At 44.9% G+C, this 18,432-nt stretch carries 15 protein-coding genes and 1 pseudogene; 12 read left to right on the top strand and 4 right to left on the bottom strand.

Annotation, left to right across the window (positions count from 1 at the left end; all coding sequences use genetic code 11):
- Positions 1 to 374: 374 nt before the first annotated feature.
- Positions 375 to 1,817 carry a GMC oxidoreductase gene (locus AC58UW_RS30120; RefSeq protein ID WP_497424252.1) on the bottom strand — a complete coding sequence of 481 codons (1,443 nt, stop codon included), beginning with the start codon at positions 1,815 to 1,817 and terminating at the stop codon, positions 375 to 377.
- Positions 1,818 to 2,192: 375 nt separating this feature from the next.
- Here AC58UW_RS30120 and AC58UW_RS30115 point away from each other — a divergent pair, with 375 nt between their 5' ends.
- The 9 genes and pseudogenes from AC58UW_RS30115 to AC58UW_RS30075 all read left to right on the top strand — a co-directional run.
- Positions 2,193 to 2,957 (top strand): ThuA domain-containing protein, encoded by a 765-nt coding sequence (locus AC58UW_RS30115; protein ID WP_497424251.1) that lies wholly within the window; start codon positions 2,193 to 2,195, stop codon positions 2,955 to 2,957.
- Between the two features lie 204 nt (positions 2,958 to 3,161).
- Positions 3,162 to 5,003 carry a sigma-54-dependent Fis family transcriptional regulator gene (locus AC58UW_RS30110; RefSeq protein ID WP_497424250.1) on the top strand — a complete coding sequence of 614 codons (1,842 nt, stop codon included), beginning with the start codon at positions 3,162 to 3,164 and terminating at the stop codon, positions 5,001 to 5,003.
- A gap of 121 nt (positions 5,004 to 5,124) precedes the next feature.
- Positions 5,125 to 6,084, top strand: coding sequence for a 2-keto-3-deoxygluconate permease (locus AC58UW_RS30105; protein WP_497424249.1), 960 nt, complete (start codon positions 5,125 to 5,127; stop codon positions 6,082 to 6,084).
- A gap of 33 nt (positions 6,085 to 6,117) precedes the next feature.
- Positions 6,118 to 7,428: a four-carbon acid sugar kinase family protein gene (locus AC58UW_RS30100; protein ID WP_497424248.1), complete on the top strand. Its 1,311-nt coding sequence runs from the start codon at positions 6,118 to 6,120 to the stop codon at positions 7,426 to 7,428.
- The gene (gene pdxA / locus AC58UW_RS30095) at positions 7,425 to 8,423 is read left to right on the top strand and encodes a 4-hydroxythreonine-4-phosphate dehydrogenase PdxA (RefSeq protein WP_497424247.1); all 999 of its coding nucleotides are present in this window, start codon (positions 7,425 to 7,427) and stop codon (positions 8,421 to 8,423) included. The genes AC58UW_RS30100 and pdxA overlap by 4 nt, the downstream gene beginning before the upstream one ends.
- 166 nt (positions 8,424 to 8,589) lie before the next feature.
- Positions 8,590 to 9,093 (top strand): GNAT family N-acetyltransferase, encoded by a 504-nt coding sequence (locus tag AC58UW_RS30090; RefSeq protein ID WP_497424246.1) that lies wholly within the window; start codon positions 8,590 to 8,592, stop codon positions 9,091 to 9,093.
- A gap of 17 nt (positions 9,094 to 9,110) precedes the next feature.
- Positions 9,111 to 10,982, top strand: coding sequence for a heparinase II/III domain-containing protein (locus AC58UW_RS30085; protein WP_497424245.1), 1,872 nt, complete (start codon positions 9,111 to 9,113; stop codon positions 10,980 to 10,982).
- Between the two features lie 56 nt (positions 10,983 to 11,038).
- The gene (locus AC58UW_RS30080) at positions 11,039 to 11,395 is read left to right on the top strand and encodes a YciI family protein (RefSeq protein WP_497424255.1); all 357 of its coding nucleotides are present in this window, start codon (positions 11,039 to 11,041) and stop codon (positions 11,393 to 11,395) included.
- Positions 11,392 to 12,240, top strand: a pseudogene (locus AC58UW_RS30075) (RNA polymerase sigma factor); the annotation flags it as partial. The gene AC58UW_RS30080 and the pseudogene AC58UW_RS30075, both read left to right, overlap by 4 nt.
- A gap of 40 nt (positions 12,241 to 12,280) precedes the next feature.
- Here AC58UW_RS30075 and AC58UW_RS30070 read toward each other — a convergent pair.
- Positions 12,281 to 14,083, bottom strand: a complete 1,803-nt coding sequence (locus AC58UW_RS30070) for an ABC transporter ATP-binding protein (RefSeq protein ID WP_497424254.1) — start codon at positions 14,081 to 14,083, stop codon at positions 12,281 to 12,283.
- A 31-nt stretch (positions 14,084 to 14,114) separates the two neighbouring features.
- Complete coding sequence (locus AC58UW_RS30065) at positions 14,115 to 15,863, bottom strand: ABC transporter ATP-binding protein (protein ID WP_497424244.1); 1,749 nt, start codon at positions 15,861 to 15,863, stop codon at positions 14,115 to 14,117.
- A gap of 184 nt (positions 15,864 to 16,047) precedes the next feature.
- Here AC58UW_RS30065 and AC58UW_RS30060 point away from each other — a divergent pair, with 184 nt between their 5' ends.
- The gene (locus AC58UW_RS30060; protein WP_497424243.1) at positions 16,048 to 16,878 is read left to right on the top strand and encodes a nucleotidyltransferase domain-containing protein; all 831 of its coding nucleotides are present in this window, start codon (positions 16,048 to 16,050) and stop codon (positions 16,876 to 16,878) included.
- 37 nt (positions 16,879 to 16,915) lie between these two features.
- On the opposite strand, the gene AC58UW_RS30055 is transcribed toward AC58UW_RS30060, so the two are convergent.
- Positions 16,916 to 17,491, bottom strand: a complete 576-nt coding sequence (locus AC58UW_RS30055) for a CBO0543 family protein (RefSeq protein WP_497424242.1) — start codon at positions 17,489 to 17,491, stop codon at positions 16,916 to 16,918.
- 159 nt (positions 17,492 to 17,650) lie between these two features.
- Between AC58UW_RS30055 and AC58UW_RS30050 the strand changes: the two genes are divergently transcribed.
- On the top strand, positions 17,651 to 17,956 hold the full coding sequence (locus tag AC58UW_RS30050; RefSeq protein ID WP_497370778.1) for a hypothetical protein: 306 nt from the start codon (positions 17,651 to 17,653) through the stop codon (positions 17,954 to 17,956).
- A gap of 16 nt (positions 17,957 to 17,972) precedes the next feature.
- Entirely contained in the window at positions 17,973 to 18,431 is a 459-nt protein-coding gene (locus tag AC58UW_RS30045; RefSeq protein ID WP_497424241.1) for a type II toxin-antitoxin system VapC family toxin, read from the top strand.
- The last annotated feature ends 1 nt before the right edge of the window (position 18,432 follow it).

Raw genomic sequence — 18,432 nt, 5'->3', positions numbered from 1 at the left:
AGGCATGAGTAGGGTTCCTTTCTTGGTGGTGTCGCAATCCCGAGAATACCCTACTTTTTTGCTGCCTGGCTAGGCTCCAAATCTTGGTACACAAACAATTTTACACCGTCCGAAATCTTCTAGATTTGGCGAAATTAGCGGTAGAAATGCGAGTTTATTACCCAGCAGAGGATCAATTACGGAAAATAGCAGGAGTAATTGGCGTTACGGTGAAAAGATCATTCCATGCCTGCAGAAAGCATAGGTAGTCAATGAAACCACATTGACTACTTATGCTTTTATCCTTACTAGGATAAAAATATAATTGGAACTCATTACTTTTTTTCAATCTGAGGAGGAGCCTGGCTGTGCAGAGGGAAGGGGTGCCCTCGCCATCATGAGTTAAGTGTCGCGATACAGTCAGCTGTTCGTAGAGCAACCGCTACAGTCGTAAGTGTAGGATTCGCTCCTCCGACGGAAGGCAGTACGCTGTTGTCCGCGATATAGAGGCCATTAACACCATGAATTTGTGCATAGCGGTTAGCAGCTGACGTCTCCGGGTCATTACCCATCCGAACGGTTCCATGGTCATGATTATCGGTGCCTGGAGCGTAGAGACACACCTCTGGACTGTTGCCCGTTGATTGAAACTGCAAGCCCGAAGCGGAGACTGCTTGCCTTAGGACGGTATCCATTTGCTTTATGACGGCATGATCCTTAACACTGTAGCGGAAACTTGCTTGGATTTCAGGTACATTATAGGCGTCACGTCTATTCGGATCCAGATAAACATAATTGTCATATCGCGGCTGCACCTTGCCGAAACCGCTAAATATCCGCATATTCCACTCATTAATTCTTGGTTTCTCACTGTATTGATACCAGAAATAATTTTGCGGTCCTTCGACTTGTATTTGAAATGCCCGATCATTGGATTGCGGGATAAGAATACCAATCTGACCGAGTACCTCGGGAAATCCGCTTGTATTTGCCGTCACATTGGCATTTATGAAGGAGTGGCCGCATAAGTAATGTCCAATTGCTTTACCTGGTACACCTGAATGCAAGAGAAGACGTGGCGTCTCAAACGTACTGGCAGCAAGTACAACGTTCTTCGCTTTTAGATCATACGCCTTCAATTCTGGGGTCATCACGCGAACACCGGCTGTTTTTCCACCGTTCACCAGAACTTCGACAGCCTGTGTGTTCACCGCTAAATCGAATGGCCGCTTGCTCAGTGCTTTTGCCATAAAAACGATGGAACTAAAAAAGACATTGGATCGAATTTCTCCGTATCTGGAAGATGTTAAATCTAGGGCAACTGGTAACGGCTGAGCGTCCAAAAAACCACCCGCGTGAAGCTTCTCTAGAACAACTTGGGTGAAAGTTGAGTTAGCAGTGAAATGGGTGTTGACATTCATAACTTTCTCAGCAAGATTGTAGTAGGGATTAATTTCATCGGCACTGATTGGCCAATGTTCAGCAAATTCAGCAGGAAAGACACGTGGGCTGACCGTACCCCAGTACAGCGTTCTTCCTCCAAGTGAGAAAGCCAATCTAGCACCGGAATATTCCGGAAGTGTTTTTCCAATGTGATAAGAGTTAGCGCTGTAATACCCCTCGAAAATAGTATTTTCTATTGTCGCAATGTTTTTTGTGTGCGTAGGAAGCAGTAATCCTCCTCTCTCAATTACTCCGATTCGTTTACCTTTCCTTCTCCAATGTTCGCATAATCGCCATAGGAGTGCACCGCCGCCAGCGCCAGTTCCAACAATAAGAACATCGTATTCCGTTGAGGCCATTTGTTCAATCGCTGTTAACGGAATCCAATTTTTCATGGCAGGGTATATCGATGATGGTGGACAGGGTTTCTCTATAAATTGGAGGGAGATAGGAGATGGTATTCTCACAGGAATACCTTCAATTCGCTGATCCGCATGAAGGATGTGGGGGTTAGCAGCGTGCAGAGCATTCAATTCAAGGTGGTTATTGACTGCAAGAACTCTAAGAGTCTCACTTTCTCGTCCAATGTAGATATCCATATGATAGCTCCTATCGGCTCGAACTTCTTACAAAAGTATATGTGGGGCAGATTACTGAAATGTGTCTTTTCCAAAATGTAGGTATTTAAATCACCTCGCTCAAATAGAGAATCATGTTTGATATTTACATGCATATAACTTTATTAAAACAAGACTAAGGGGAAGTGAACGATGAAAGCTATGATCGGGAATCGGACTTGGATTGAAACGAGACCTATCCGGGTTACCATTTGGAATGAAAATATACACGAAACGACGAGGCCAGAAGTCATAGCGCATTACCCCAAAGGCATGCATATGGCTATTGCCAATGGAATTGCACCTTTCGGATTCCAAATTCAAACGGCTACGCTTCGTCCGCCAGGAAACCATTTGACCAAAAAAATGTTGAATGAGACGGATGTTTTAATTTGGTGGGGTCACTTGGTGCATGAGGAAGTTGATGATGCATTGGTGGAGTACATGCATGAACGTGTGCTTAGTGGGATGGGTTTAATCGTGCTTCATTCATCCCATCGATCCAAAATTTTTAGAAAACTGATGGGAACGACATGCGAGGTGAAATGGAGGGATGACGCGGAAAAAGTGATTCACTGGGTGTCCGCACCGTCTCATCCAATAACAGAAGGTATTGGTGAGCATTTCGTGCTGGAAAAAGAAGAGATGTACGGTGAATTTTTCGATATACCGGATCCGGATCATGTCATATTTATCGGATGGTTCCAGGGCGGAGAAGTTTTCAGGTCTGGATGTACATTTACTCGCGGATTGGGGAAAATCTTCTACTTTCAGCCCGGAGATGAAGATTATCCTACCTACCATAACAAGAATATTCTCAAGGTTATTGCGAACGCGGTAAAATGGGCTGGATCTCCCCATGGTCCATTCCCTACTTATGACATTATTAACCCGACACCTCCAATTGTTTCTTTCTAGATTAGGACAAACGTTATGTAAACAAAAAGCTAGTTGCACAGATCAATGATCTTGTGCAGCTAGCTTTTTCATTATAATGTTGCATTTTAAAGTATTCATCTCCTGTGTTGGATATATTAAACGGAATAAGCTTATAATGAGAGATATCTGTTGTAATGTGCAACACTCAATAAATAGATTTTTAGCAAAGGGGTCTCATCTCATATGCAAATAAAAGTACTGGCAATCGCCCCATACCCCGGGTTAAAGGGGTTAATCGAGGATATCGCAAAAGAGGATGCTCGATTAAAAATCGACATTGAAGTTGCAGATCTTCATAATGCTCTTCCTATTGTTCAAGCTGCTAATGGAAAATATGATGTCATTTTAAGCCGTGGGGGAACATCGACATTAATACAAAATCATTTTACAACTCCTGTGGTCGATATTCCTGTTTCCGGTTACGACATTTTGAGAGTGCTCACATTGGTGAAAAATTCAAATAGTAAGGTAGCCATCATTGGTTTTCCTAATATTTGCCGCGGTGTCGTGGAGGTTTCCAGCCTGCTTGACTATGAGATTCCTATCTATTCGGTAGATCGGGCAGCTGATGTTCCTCAAGCACTGCAAAAAGCTTTTGAACATGATGCTCAAATCGTTCTTGGAGATGCAGTCACTGTGAATACAGCCGAACAAATGGGCTACAACGGTATTCTGATTACGAGCGGACGGGAGTCTGTGCTCGAAGCGTTTGAAGAGGTGAAGAGGATCTATGATTTCGTCTGGAGGGCCCAAGAAAGCGAACACTTATTTGAGCATATCCTGGAGCATCATCGAACAGGCGTGATGGCTATCAACGAAAGCAGTGAAATCATTTATGCGAATGAAGCGGCTGCGTCTTTATTAGGTTATAACAGCTCCGTCATTCGAGGGATGAATCTAGCAGGCATTGATCCGATATGGAGCCGTTATTTGGAGGAAGCTGGAAAGCATTCAAACAGCGGCATAAATAAACAAACGAAATGGTTTCAAAAAAGGCAGGTAAGCATAGAAATTATTGTGCCTTCCAAGCAAAACCGTCCAAACTACAGTTACTTCGTTTACTTATATCCTTCAGAAAATAATACGAACCGATCGGCTACTTACAATTTCCAAATAACCGACCGGATTGCTACGTTTGCACAGGTTATGGGCTCCAGCAGTGTCATTATGCAAACTATCAAACGGGCCAAAGCGATGGCGCAGACGCGTAATCCGATTTGGATAACAGGAGAAGAGGGCAGCGGAAAGCAGTTATTCTGTCAAGCGATTCATTCCGCAAGTCAAAGCGCCGGGGACGCGCTGTATATCATTCCTTGTGAGCAATTATCGGAAGAGGAACAGGAAGCAGTTTTACTCGGAACGGACGATTATCCGGGACTTCTGTTCAAAGAATCGGTCGGAACGATTTGTTTAGATAACATCCAGCATGTTAGTCCTGAGCTGCAGCGCAAGCTGCTTTCAGCAATGACTACGGGTACGCATGCCCGTCTCATAGTTACTACTTCTCACCCAATCAAGCTGATGTTAAAAAAAGAAGAAATGGACCCGACTTTTGTTCTCGCCTTCATGGATATGTACATGAACCTGCCGCCACTCCGCGAAAGATTGGAAGATATTGATGAGATCGCCCGCGTTCTAATTGCAAATTATAACTCTCGGCATGGTAAACAAATCGTGGGGATCAGGCAAGAGGTTTTAGAAGATGATCTGATGCACAAGCTATGGCCAGGAAACATTCACCAATTAAGGATCGTTATTGAGAGCATGCTTGCTTGTACAAACGGTCATTATATCGGCACGAATGAAGCCAAAGAAGGTTGGCAAAAGGTAAAGGAATCGTTGCAAAATGAAGCATCCAGCCAGCTAGCTACGATCAATTTATCAGGGACATGGGATGAAATTGAACAGCGAATTCTTCTGGAAATATTAGAAAAAGAAGGTATGAATCAATCGAAAGCCGCGAAGCGACTAGGAATTAATCGATCCACCCTTTGGAGAAAGTTGAAGGATGTGTTGCAAATTTAAACGATTAACCCCGTTGTTATAGCCGAGCTCCTGTCATATAATCATCACATGGGCGATATCGAAACAAGTGTTGCATAATGCAACTACGTGCTCAACAAAACTTCTTAGGAGGAAGCACATCATGAGAATTAAGGCAACCATTGATCGGATTCCCGGTGGTATGATGATTGTTCCGCTAATCTTGGGGGCTATCATTACAACCTTATTCCCTACAATGGGTAAAACATTTGGCTCTTTCACAGGCGCTTTAATGACAGGATCTTTGCCAATTTTAGCTGTGTTCTATGTCTGTATGGGTTCAACGATCAATTTTAAAGCAACGCCTTACATTTTGAAGAAGGGTGGAACGCTGTTAGGTACTAAAATTTTAACCGCGATCGTCGTAGGCTTTATAGCCGCTAAGTTTCTAGGCAATGGCATGATTAGCGAGGGCTTCTTTGCCGGTATTTCGGTTTTGGCCATCGTAGCGGCAATGAACGATACAAATGGCGGATTGTACATGGCTTTGATGGGGCAATTCGGCAAGAAAGAAGATGTTGGCGCATACTCCGTTATGAGCTTGGAATCCGGGCCATTCTTTACCATGATTTCATTAGGCGTTGCAGGCCTAGCCGCGTTCCCATGGCAGACATTCGTTGGTGCGATTTTGCCATTAATCGTAGGTATGATTTTAGGGAATTTAGATAAAGAAATGCGTGAGTTTTTATCCAAGGCTGTCCCCGTCTTAGTTCCGTTCTTTGCTTTTGCTTTGGGAGCAGGTTTGAATCTTCAGACGGTTTGGAAAGCTGGTTTCCTTGGCGTATTGCTGGGCATTGGCGTCGTCGCTGTTACGGGTCTTACTTTGACGCTTACAGACCGCTTGATTGGCGGAAACGGCATTGCAGGTATATCAGCAGCTTCCACAGCAGGAAACGCAGCGGGTGTGCCGGCAGCTGTAGCCGCGGCGAATGCCGCTTATGCTCCGCTCGTACCATCTGCTACAGCCTTGGTAGCCTCTTGCGTAATCGTAACAGCCATCCTTGTTCCGATCGTAACAGCTTGGTATGCCAAAAAAATTGGAGCTAAGAGTCAAATCAACTAAATCGTTAGAGATATGCACGGGAGGAACAGCACCATGAAACAAATTGCCATCATTGCAGATGACTTGACCGGAGCTTCCGATTCAGGTGCTCAATTTGCAAGAAAAGGGCTGCAAACGCAAGTCTTTTTTGATATCGAACAAGTTACTAAACAGCAACAGACGATGGAGGCTATCGTCATCGATACCGACAGCCGTTCCGTTGCACAAGAGATCGCATATGCCAGAGTGAAGGAAGCAGCACTTCAAATTCATCAAGCAGCTTTCCCGCATATTTATAAGAAGATGGATTCTACACTTCGCGGTAATCTGGGTGTTGAAATCGACGCAGTGATGGATGTTATTCCCTTTGATTTCGCGGTCGTAGCCCCGGCTTTTCCTAAGATTGGCCGCACCACAACACAAGGCTTACATTACCTGAACGGTGTTCCGGTCAGTGAAACAGAAATAGCCAACGACCCGAAATGTCCAGTCAAAGAATCCGATTTAGTGAAATTGTTTTCTTCGCAATCCAAGCGCAAAGTGGGCCTTATTCCTTTAGAAATACTACGTGCTGGTAAAGATCAAGTACACATGAACATACAATCGCTCCTTGAAGCTAAAACTGAACTTATCGTTTTTGATGCTTCAACCGAAGAAGATGTCCGGCATATCGCTGAATGGGTTGCTCAAACCAGCTACAAAACGCTCTGGGCAGGTTCAGCAGGACTGGCTGATTTCCTGCCAAACGCTTTAGCGCTTCCTGTTCATACAAGCGATTCCGCCCCGCAACATTTAGGCGGGACGAAGCCTGTGATGTTAGTCGCAGGAAGCATTTCACAGGTGACACGTGGGCAAGTAGCCGCGTATAACAGGGAGCCGCAAGTTATCGCTGTAGAATTAAATACGGTACAAGCTATCGCTTCCGAAGAAGGTTTAAAGGCAGAGATTGAACGTTGTGGAAGAGAGCTTCAAGCTGCGCTAAAGAACGGTTTCGATGTTTCTCTGTGCGCAAGCTCATCTCCTGAACAAGTGCAATTGACGAAAGCAGCAGGCTCACAAAATGGTTTAGACTCGACGGAAGTATCTAACCAGATTTCGCAAATTCTAGGCGCCATTGCCTCTGAGATTATGCTGAGCATCGAACTTCAAGGGGTTATTTTAACAGGAGGAGATACCGCTAAGGGCGTATGTAAACATCTAGGCGTATCCTCGATACAACTGATAAAAGAAATAGAACCAGGCATCCCTTTGGGACTTCTTGTTCGTGAAAAACCTGTTTGGGCCGTGACAAAAGCCGGAGCTTTCGGAAATGAACATAGCTTATCCAAGGCTAAAAAAGCCTTAAAGGGGGATTTTATTCAATGAATAGACCAATAATAGGCATAACGATGGGTGATGGAGCAGGTGTTGGTCCAGAAATCATCATGAAATCACTGAAGGATGACCAAATGTATGAGACATGCCGTCCTTTTGTCATTGGAGACGCTAAATTATTAGAGAGAGCGAATCAGTTCGTTCATACGGGACTACGTGTCCGCAGAATTGCTTCTGTTGCAGAAGCGAAGTTTGAGCACGGAACTGTGGACTGTTTTGACCTCAACTTATTACCAGCCGATCTTCCAATCGGTCAAGTATCCAAAGAAGCCGGACATGCGGCATTCATGTATTTGAAACAGGCGATTGAACTGGCTAACGCAGGAGCTATTGATGCCATTTGTACAGCGCCCTTAAACAAAGAAGCGCTTCATAAAGGTGGGCATATCTACCCAGGGCATACCGAAATTTTAGCAGATTTGACGGGCACAGAAGACTTTTCTATGATGCTTTCTGCGCCAAAATTGAAAGTTATCCATGTCACGACACACGTTGGTATTCTGGATGCTGTGCGTATGATCAATCCAGATCGTGTCTATAAAGTGATCCGAATGGCCCACGAAACATTGCAAAAGGCTGGTTATGTGTCGCCTAAAATTGCTGTTTGCGGGATCAACCCGCATGCGGGAGAGAACGGACTTTTTGGCTACGGGGAAGAGGATGAGAAAGTCGTTCCTGCGGTCAAAAAGGCACAAGAAGAAGGCATTCAAGTCGTAGGACCGCTGCCCGCAGACACACTATTCTTCCGAGCAACGCGGGGAGACTTCGATATCGTTGTTGCCATGTACCATGATCAAGGACATGGTCCGATTAAAGTTTTAGGACTGGAAGCCGGTGTCAATATCACGGTAGGTCTTCCGATTATCAGAACTAGCGTAGATCATGGAACCGCGTTCGATATTGCCGGCAAAGGAATTGCTGATGAGCAAAGTCTGAAAGAAGCTCTTAAGCAAGCGATTGAATTGGCTCCTAGACGCGAACAATAACATGAAAAAAACCTCTGGAAATGGCCGTTGAGCCGTGTTCAGAGGTTTTTTTCTCGTTGTAGGATTCTTTAACCATTTTCCAACTGTCACGGATGAAAGCAACAAGGTTTTAATTGCAAGATGAAGAATAGTAATTACAAGAAGTAGCTGACAGGAGGAAACGAACATGAATATAAGAGTTTTGGATGAGCCCGATGCTAATCTATATCAAGAAATCCGATTAAGAGCCTTGCAGCTTAGCCCTGAAGCCTTTGGCTCGACCTATGAAAGAGAAGTGCAGTTTTCCTTAGAAACCTACGCTGAAAGAATCAAACCCACGAATGGGAAGTTTGCACTTGGGGCTTTCGATGATAGCGGTTTGCTGGTTGGCATTGTAAACTTTGTTCGAGAGAGCGGTCTGAAAAGCAGTCATAAAGGAAATGTTTATGGGATGTATGTAGCACCTGAAGCGAGCGGGCAAGGATTAGGAAAGAAACTAATGTTGGAATTGGTTAGAAGAGCAAGTCGTTATGAGGGGTTGGAGCAAATCAACTTAACCGTTATATCTGAGAATATCATCGCCAAAAAACTGTACATGTCCTTAGGTTTCGAAACTTATGGCGTGGAACATAAAGCTTTGAAGTATAACGGGCAGTATTATGATGAGGATTTGATGGTTCTTTACATCTAACGTAGAGGATGAGGTCGATGTTAGCAGATCGTTATCATGCTGAAATTGTGAAAGAGTTTTTGCTTTCTAAGGAGAATTACAAGCCATTTCCTACTAGTGAAGATCGATCGGAATGGCTTGAACTTCCACATAATCTGAAGCGTTATTGGATTGAAAAAGGGGAAAGCAAGCTCCATTATTCATGGCCAACCATCACAGCCACGCAATATTTGGACTTTAGTAGAACCGGGAACCGAGTTAGATATGACTCTCTTTTAGTAGAACGAAGACAGGATCTAGCTGCTTTGGTCATCGCTGAATGTATGGAGAACGAAGGGCGCTTCATGGATGATATCGTCAATGGGATCTGGTGTATTTGTGAAGAAACCTTCTGGGGAATTCCTGGCCATGGTTATATGATGAAGAGACTGGACCCCCTTCCAGATGTGAAGGATCAAATCATTGAATTGTTCGCTGCTGAAACTGCGGCACTGCTGGCATGGACGTATTATCTGCTGAAAAATAAACTGGATGCCATTAGTATGATGGTATGTGAGCGTATATATCATGAAGTTAAAAGGCGGATCCTTGACCCCTATTTAGATCGTACTGATTTCTGGTGGATGGGATTCAATCAAGAGAAGATGCTAAATAATTGGAATCCATGGTGTAACTCAAATTGCCTAATGGCCTTTTTGCTCCTGGAAGATGAGCAGCAGCTCCGTGAAGCAGCGGTTGTAAAAACGATGTGCAGTTTGGATAAGTATATGGAGCGACTCGATTCTGATGGCGGTTGCGAGGAAGGGCCGAAGTATTGGATTTTCGCTGGAGGCATGCTATTCGATTGCCTGGAACTGCTTTATGGTGCCACCAATGGAAAGATGAATATCTTTCAAGAGCCCCTTATTCAAAACGTGGGTCGTTACATGTACAAGGCATATATTAATGATTACTTTTATGCCAACTTTGCTGATAGTTCGCCTAAAGTGCACGTTCCAGCTGCACTTGCCTATCGATATGGACGCCGAATTAAAGATGCCAGGCTATCTAGTCTTGGAGTCATGGAGATGAAGAAAAAGCTTGAGGAAGCAACGGATGTAGAGTTTTCAGCTATGTATCGCCTATTGTCAGCTCTCTTTCATTACACAGAAATGAAGAACTATAAGGGAGAATCTCCTTATCTCAGGGATGCTTGGCTTAGCGGGATTCAAGTGATGGTTGCACGGGAGCAGGAAGGCTCCTCCAAGGGACTATACCTCGCGGCTAAGGGTGGACACAACGATGAAAGCCATAATCACAATGACATCGGTCAATTCATCGTCTATTGCGATGGTTCTCCCATGATTATTGATCCCGGCGTAGGCACTTATACATCAAAATCTTTCTTCTCAGAGCGCTATACGATATGGACGAATCAGTCCGCTTATCACAATCTACCTCTCGTAAATGGGACACAGCAACTGGCTGGTAGACAGTATAAAGCTGATGAAGTCAATTATCACCAAGAAGATAAATTGGCTTCGATCACGATGAACATTGCGAAAGCCTACCCTGATTCTGCTGACATCAAAAGTTGGAAGCGCTCCATAAGTCTCATTCGTGATTCAAATCCTTGTATTGAGATTAAGGATAATTTTCAACTTGCGCGTATGACGGACGATATTACACTAATTCTAATGACCCCACACGCTCCGCAAATCGAGGGGAAAGGGATCGTTGTATTGCAAGATGTGAACCATAAGAAGTTAATCATTCGATACGACGGAGAGATGCTTACGGCTTCAACAGATACCATCATCCTTGATGACGAAGTCATGAGAGAGGTATGGGGAGGCCAGTTGTACAGAATCAAACTTCGTGTAATAACAGCTATAGATCATGGCGAGTCCATTATTAAAATAAATAAGTGAAAATTTTTTTGTATCGTGTCGATTCTTCCGTTATTTATTCGTCGTCCATTGAGGCTATGCAAAAGTATAACGAGGAATTAGTGCGAGCAGGTGTTTTGCTTGCTGCCGATGGTCTGCAGCCTAGCTCAAGCGGCATACGGATTTCCTATCCTGAGCCTGAGACCAAACCGAAAGTTGTTGATGGTCCGATCACGGAAGCTAAAGAGATGATAGCTGGATATACATTGATTGAAGTGAAGTCCAGGGAAGAAGCCATCGAGTGGGCGCTGCGCATGCCGGATCCTCATGGATTCGGTCAAGGGGAAATAGAACTCAGACAGGTGTTCGAGAGGGAGGAATTAGTGGATAATCGCGAAACACTTGCGAAAGATAGAACAATCCGCAAACTCGTAAGGGAGCAGCATAAAGCGTGAATTTGTCCCCTACACAACGAACCATTGAAACAATATGGCGAATCGAGTCGCCAAAAATTATCGCGGGATTAACGCGAATGGTACGGGACGTGGGACTCGCGGAGGATCTTGCCCAGGATGCTCTTGTCATTGCCCTTGATCGATGGTCAGATCACAACGTGCCAGAGAATCCAGGCGCCTGGCTGATGACGACAGCCAAACGACGAGCGCTTGATCTTATGCGTAGGAACAAACTACGTGATCAAAAGTACATGGAGATCGCACACCAAATGGATCTTAATAACGAAAATGAACAAAACGATAGGTTGGATGAGGAGATCGGAGATGGTTACGACAGAAGAGATTGCACGATCTTTCCTCGTCGCTGAGTCAACGATTGCCCAGCGAATTGTGCGTGCCAAGAAAACCTTGAGTACGGAGAAGGTACCTTTTGAATTGCCAACTGAGGAACTAAAAGGTCGTCTGTCTGCCGTACTTGAAGTGATTTATCTCATGTTCAATGAAGGATACTCGGCAACTTCGGGGCAACATTGGATTCGTCCCTTGTTATGTCAGGAAGCACTGAGGCTCGGGCGTGTATTAGCTGAGATTGCAACTCAGGAACCCGAAGTTCATGGACTTGTCGCCTTGATGGAGATTCAATCTTCACGGTTTAAAGCGCGAATTAACACCAAGGAAGAACCATGCTTCTCATGGATCAAAATCGAGCTCGTTGGGATCACCTGCTGATTCGGCGAAGTTTGACGGCACTAGAAAGATGCATATAGCTTGGGTAGCCGTTTGGTCCGTACGCATTCCAAGCTGCGATTTCTGCCTGTCACGCGCAGGCGCGAACTACGGCTGAAAAGCCCTAGGAATGCTATGCATCCTAGGGCTTTAGTGTGTTTATTCCACTGTACTTTCAAGATTTTTAAATTGATTGGAAAACATCCGGGAATACGTACCGTCTTGGCTCATCAAGGAGTTGTGACTGCCTTGCTCGGCGATCTCGCCACGGTCAATAACCATAATCGTATCCGCATCCCGAATCGTATTCAGCCGATGCGCGATAATGAAGCTCGTGCGCCCTTTCATGATGGAGAGAAGGGCTTCCTGAATATGCAATTCCGTCCGCGTATCAATGCTGCTCGTCGCCTCATCCAGGATGAGAATAGATGGATCCGCCAGGATAACTCGCGCAATCGCAAGCAATTGGCGCTGCCCTTGACTTAAATTCCCGCCATTCTCCGAGAGCGGGGTGTCGTAACGCTTGGGCAGCCGGCTAATGAAGGCATCTGCATTCGCAAGCTTAGCAGCGGCAACCACTTCCGCATCTGACGCATCCGGTTTGCTGTATTTGATGTTCTCCTTGATTGTACCGGAGAACAGATACGTATCCTGCAGCACGATGCCGAAACTGCGGCGTAGACTGTCTCGCGTATAGGATTTGATATCGCGTCCATCTATCAAGATCGTACCGCTCGTCGCGTCATAGAACCGCGTCACCAAATTGACGATCGTCGTCTTGCCTGCGCCAGTGGGTCCGACGAGTGCGAGGCTGCTGCCAGCCGGCGCATCAAAGCTGACTTGATTGATAATCGGCATATCGGGCCGATATCCGAAGGTTACATCCTGGAAGGTAACGTGTCCGATGGGTTTTACCAACTCGATTGCCCCTGGCTCATCTTCGACTTCCTCGGCTTCGTCCAACACTTCAAAAGCACGTTCAGCTCCAGCAACACCAGACTGCAGCACGTTATATGTGTTCGCGATCTCGTTAAGCGGCCGCACAAATTGACGCGAATAGCTCAGGAAGCTGGCAATAACACCGACCGTGATGTGACCTTTGACGGCTAGAATGCCGCCAACAATCGCAACAGCGGAGAAGCCGATGTTATTGATGACGCTAAGAAGAGGCATCAAAAAGCCGGACCAGATCTGTGCTTTTAACCCAACCTCATAAAGCTTTCCGTTCACGTTATTGAATTCATCGATAGCTTTCTTCTCACGATTAAAGGCTTTGACAACGAGAAGTCCGGATATGGTTTCCTCAATATGACCATTCAACTTGCCTAGCTGTGACTGCTGATCTTTGAATAACACACTGGTTCGCTTGGTAATGGTTCTGGCTAGCAAGAACACGAGCGGAACGGTAATGAGGCTCGCCAGTGTCAAGGTAGGGCTAAGTATCAACATCATCACTAAGGAGCCAACGATGGCAATTGAGCCTGACATCAACTGCGTGGTTGATTGCGAGATGGAGTTGCTCACGTTGTCAATATCATTCGATAATCGGCTCATGATATCCCCATGAGAGCGTCCGTCGAAAAAAGCAAGTGGCAGCTTTTGCAGCTTCGCAAACATCGTCTGCCGCAGCCTTTTCACTACGCGCTGTGCAAGACCTGCCATGACCCAGCTCTGCAGGAAGGTAAGTCCGCCATCTGCGATGTACGTAGAGATGAGAACGATCAGCGTCACATCAAGAACGCTATAATCAACCTGGCCCCCCGCCATCGCGTCGACGGCTACGCCAATGAGATAAGGGCCAGCTAGTGTCAAAGCGGAGTCAGCTAGAATGAATAGAAAGACAATCGTCAGCCAGTTTCGTTCTGTGCCTAAGTAGGACCATAGACGGCGTAGAGTGCCTTTGAAATTTTTGGGCTTCACGGCAGGAGTGCGACCTCCCCGACCCAGCGGTCCCGCGATCATCGGGACGTCAGGGGCCGGTTGACGCGATCCTTCATTCGGCTTTGACATGATGTGGCAGCTCCTTTCCGAATTGAGATTGGAAAATTTCTATGTAGACGCGGCAGCTCTTCATCAATGTGTCGTGGGTGCCGATGCCAACAATTTCACCATTGTCCATGACAACGATTTTGTCTGCGTCCATCACAGAGGTAATCCGCTGCGCAATGAGTAGACAGGTGACACCTGATGCGAATGATTTGAGAGATTCTTTGATATTTGTCTCCGTTGTCGTATCCAGAGCGCTTGTACAATCATCAAGAATCAATACATCCGGCTTCCGAACGAGTGCGCGTGCAATCGACAACCGCTGTTTCTGACCGCCTGACAAGTTCACGCCGCGTTGACCAAGCATGGTTTCATAGCCCTCGGGGAACGCAGCAATAAAGCTATGCGCTTCTGCCATTTTCGCAGCTTGCATAATTTCCTCGCGCGTGGCATGTTCATTTCCCCAATGTAAGTTCTCTTCAATCGTGCCGCTGAACAGAATTGATTTCTGTGGAACGATGGCAATGCGATCACGAAGTTTAGCCGGATCAAGCTTCCCGATGTCCACGCCATCTACGCGGATCGTGCCAGAGCTCGTATCGTAGAAACGGGGGATGAGACTCACGAGACTGCTTTTGCCGGATCCCGTTGACCCGATTATGCCAATCGTTTCTCCGGGCAGGCACGTTAAGTTGATGTTTTTCAACACAGGTTCTCCAGAAGCGCCATCATAGGCAAACGAAACGTTTTCAAAGTCAATCTGACATCCTTGACGGCCGGCTGGAAGTGCAGAAGCGGTGTCCCAAGACATTGTATTTACCTGATTGAAAACTTCACCGATACGATTGGCGGATGCCTTAGCCCGTACGAACAAGTTGAAAACCATGGAAATGGTCATTAGCGCAAACAAGATTTGTGTCATGTAATTGACGAATGCGACGATATGTCCGACTTGCATTTGATTGTGATTTACCCGTGAGGCTCCTAGCCATAGCACGGCTGCGATCCCGAAATTGACGCTGAGCAGAATAGAGGGATTAAAAATGGCGAGCAGCCTCGTCACCTTAATGGATTTGTTCTGATAATCGATATTGGCTTGTTGGAACTTGCCTGTCTCGTGGTCAAATCGATTGAAAGCTTTGACGACACGAACACCAGACAGATATTCGCGCATGACCCGATTGACGCCGTCCAGCGCCTTTTGTACGCCTACAAAACGGGCAAATCCGACTTTCAAATTCAACGCAACGAGCACGCTGACAACTGGAACAACAATGAGCAGTACGACGGATAAATTTGGATTGAGTCGCACGGCCATGATTAGACTCCCGATACATAGGAGGGGGGCTTTAACAAAAATGCGCATAAGTCCATTTACAAAATTCTGCACCTGCGTCACATCATTCGTTAATCGTGTAATTAATGAAGCACGCTCGAATTGTTCGATATTCGCGAACGAGAGCGCTTGGATTTTTTCAAATAAATCCCTTCTAAGCTCCGTGCCGAATTTCTGCGAAACATGGCTTGCCACAATATTGCGCATCGAGGCTGCGACAGCCCCGAACGCGGTGATGACCAACATCAAACCGCCCATACGGAGCACATAGTCAAGCCGTTTCTCAGCAACGCCTACGTCCAATATGTGCGACATAATCGTCGGCTGCAGCAAATCCGCGAGCGCTTCCAACGTAACGAAAAAGACAGCAACCAGAAATAGCTTCCAGTGCTTACTGACATAAATCTTCATAAAACCCATCGTGTACACTCCTTTTTCCGTGGTCAGCTCCTCACTTGAACATTACTCCGATTTTGAGAAATTGTCATCCTTTCTATCTGTTAAAACTGGAAAAAGGGTGATTTTATTTTTCACTTTATTCAAAAGTTTTCAACATTTATTATGTAGGGATAAGAAAGAGAGATTAGGAACGGAGGAAGTTACGATGTTACCTGCAGTAGTTGAAAAAACAATGAGTGAGTTGGTCAGTTCTTTAAACGCTCGAACGTCGAACATTGTATCTATTTATCTGTATGGTTCAGTTGCGTTAAATGATTATATAGAAGGTTCAAGTGATATCGACTTTATTGCTGTCGTACAGGAACCTCTTACTCAGTTGTATATCCAAGCAATCACTGATGCGCATAAAGAAGTTGAGGCTGCGATTCCAAATGCGGATATCATGGGGACTTACATTCTTCTCGATGATTTTACTAATAAACATAATGAAATTAGCCCACAATTGACCTACTTTGATAAGCAAATCCATACAAATGGCCGGGGAGCAGATATCAATCCGATTACTTGGTGGATCCTAAAGAAACAGGGCATCCGGGTTTTTGGCTCCGAAATAACGTTTAGTTACGATCTGGATGTTGATGCTCTGCTCAAATATGTCATTCATAACTTAAATAGCTACTGGGCTGGCTGGATAACTAGACTAGAGGATAAATTGCAACTTGTCCTTCGGCAGGAACAAGAAATCAATGTTCAACAACTTGATCAAGCAGTTGAGTGGTGTACGCTCGGAATGTTTCGCCAGCTATACACGTTGAAAGAGCATGATATAACGAGCAAAGTTCGTGCTGGATTCTATGGCATTAGCCTTGCGCCGGGCAAGTGGCACGGACTTATTGAGGAGGCAATAGCGATAAAGCAACTGCAGCCCAATCGTTTTTATCAATCACAAAAGGAACGTTTGACTGATCTAGTAGCCTTGCTTAGATTTATTCATCTGGAAGCTAATCGTGTATTGGAAAAAGACTCTAAGCCCTGATTATTAAGGGAGTAGAGTCTTTTGTTTATTTATAACACTAGGCATTCTTAGATTCTCTTTGAAAATAAAGAAACAAATCAGTTATTAACTTGGCAAGTATGGTAACCAGGAAGTATAGCAGAAATAAATAAAAATAATTCATTCTGCCGTACAAATGAAATAAATCGAGGGTTGATAAAAATGGTTTAATGACGAAAGCGAAGATAGCGCACATAAGCGCACCGAATAAATAGTAATTCTTTTTATGATGTAAGGTCCATTGATATAGCAGCATAAGCAAAACTGGATTAAAGGAGGCATCCATGGTAATGCTTGTTGGCAAATAGGGCACGATTTTATACGGAAATCCCCAAATATGATTTCTTTCACCATATAGATGAATATAGGTAGCCATGACATGTATGCTGAACCCATAAAATCCGAGTTGCAACGCCTTCTTGCGGTCGAGAACAAACCAAAGAATGAGTAAGGGTATTACGAAAATAGCAAGATTGACCCAGAATTGCCATGTCTGGGCGCTAGAATATTGTACCCAATAATCGATCCAGGAGTTAGATAGCGACTTCTCCCTATTTAATAATTCCTCGTATACATGCTGTTGCTCTGGTGTCATAGTAAATCTCCCTGCATGTCTTTTTGTTATTATGCACGCTTTGTCCGATTTTACACTCGGTTATGGCAAAATTTCTCTTTCCCTTCGACACGACCCCCTGAAATCGACAAAATACGACGAATCGTTTAAAAGCTATGCATAATTAAGGAGTGAATCAAGATGGCGACGAATACTTACAAACGCTTCATTCAAAATCAACTCGAAAAAGCGAAATCTACCGCTTCCGAATTCATTACTTCAAGAAGTGAAGAGCAAGAAGAAGACACGTTAGAACTGAGTCCTGACACCTATAATGAGCTGAGAGCAATCGCCGATATGCAGCATACGACCGTTCAGGAAATTGTCAATGGAATCATTGCGCAATACCTGGAAAGTGCACCATACGAAGTAACCCATATCTCGGTTGATCAAAAGGAAGATAACCCATTGCTGTATTTGGATGGGATATGCAGATTAGAGGATTAAGGAGTGATGACGTTATATGGATAATCAAATGAACATACAGGATGCTATTTTCCTGGATGGAACAGCTTTAGCCGCGTTAATGAACCCGGAAGATTCCAGTTATGCGAAAGCCCGTACTTTGTTTCTGGATTTGCATGATCTAGAGCGTAATTACGTGACAACCAACTCTATTATTTTTGATCTTCACGAATGGCTGCGCAATGCATACAGCTATCAAAAGGCAGAATATTTCCTGAGTGCAATCGATAAAGCAGTGAGTAAAGGCAAGTTAACTGTCATCTCCAGCAGTCCTGAGTTCGAAGGGGAATCGCGTAGATTACTACTGGACAGGCCAGAGCTGCGTTTCTCGCTGAGTGAAGCATTGACTGCGGTGACCATGTCCTATTATCAGGTCAAACGTATCTTTACTTTCAATCGTAATTTCATGATGCTTGTTAATTTGGATAAGAGCTTTCGCATCATTCCATCTAATTAAA

Source organism: Paenibacillus sp. J22R160, assembly GCF_059692135.1.
The sequence above is the reverse complement of the archived record's forward strand: the minus strand, read 5'-3'. Positions and strand labels throughout refer to the sequence as shown.

What these genes read in the sequence shown, in the direction of transcription:
- AC58UW_RS30120 (WP_497424252.1), bottom strand. Translation starts at nt 1,817, where the DNA reads ATGAAAAATTGGATTCCGTTAACAGCGATTGAACAAATGGCCTCAACG.
- AC58UW_RS30045 (WP_497424241.1), top strand. Translation starts at nt 17,973, where the DNA reads ATGGATAATCAAATGAACATACAGGATGCTATTTTCCTGGATGGAACA.
- AC58UW_RS30080 (WP_497424255.1), top strand. Translation starts at nt 11,039, where the DNA reads ATGCAAAAGTATAACGAGGAATTAGTGCGAGCAGGTGTTTTGCTTGCT.
- AC58UW_RS30110 (WP_497424250.1), top strand. Translation starts at nt 3,162, where the DNA reads ATGCAAATAAAAGTACTGGCAATCGCCCCATACCCCGGGTTAAAGGGG.
- AC58UW_RS30055 (WP_497424242.1), bottom strand. Translation starts at nt 17,491, where the DNA reads ATGACACCAGAGCAACAGCATGTATACGAGGAATTATTAAATAGGGAG.
- AC58UW_RS30085 (WP_497424245.1), top strand. Translation starts at nt 9,111, where the DNA reads ATGTTAGCAGATCGTTATCATGCTGAAATTGTGAAAGAGTTTTTGCTT.
- AC58UW_RS30050 (WP_497370778.1), top strand. Translation starts at nt 17,651, where the DNA reads ATGGCGACGAATACTTACAAACGCTTCATTCAAAATCAACTCGAAAAA.
- AC58UW_RS30100 (WP_497424248.1), top strand. Translation starts at nt 6,118, where the DNA reads ATGAAACAAATTGCCATCATTGCAGATGACTTGACCGGAGCTTCCGAT.
- pdxA (WP_497424247.1), top strand. Translation starts at nt 7,425, where the DNA reads ATGAATAGACCAATAATAGGCATAACGATGGGTGATGGAGCAGGTGTT.
- AC58UW_RS30065 (WP_497424244.1), bottom strand. Translation starts at nt 15,863, where the DNA reads ATGGGTTTTATGAAGATTTATGTCAGTAAGCACTGGAAGCTATTTCTG.
- AC58UW_RS30070 (WP_497424254.1), bottom strand. Translation starts at nt 14,083, where the DNA reads ATGATCGCGGGACCGCTGGGTCGGGGAGGTCGCACTCCTGCCGTGAAG.
- AC58UW_RS30115 (WP_497424251.1), top strand. Translation starts at nt 2,193, where the DNA reads ATGAAAGCTATGATCGGGAATCGGACTTGGATTGAAACGAGACCTATC.
- AC58UW_RS30105 (WP_497424249.1), top strand. Translation starts at nt 5,125, where the DNA reads ATGAGAATTAAGGCAACCATTGATCGGATTCCCGGTGGTATGATGATT.
- AC58UW_RS30090 (WP_497424246.1), top strand. Translation starts at nt 8,590, where the DNA reads ATGAATATAAGAGTTTTGGATGAGCCCGATGCTAATCTATATCAAGAA.
- AC58UW_RS30060 (WP_497424243.1), top strand. Translation starts at nt 16,048, where the DNA reads ATGTTACCTGCAGTAGTTGAAAAAACAATGAGTGAGTTGGTCAGTTCT.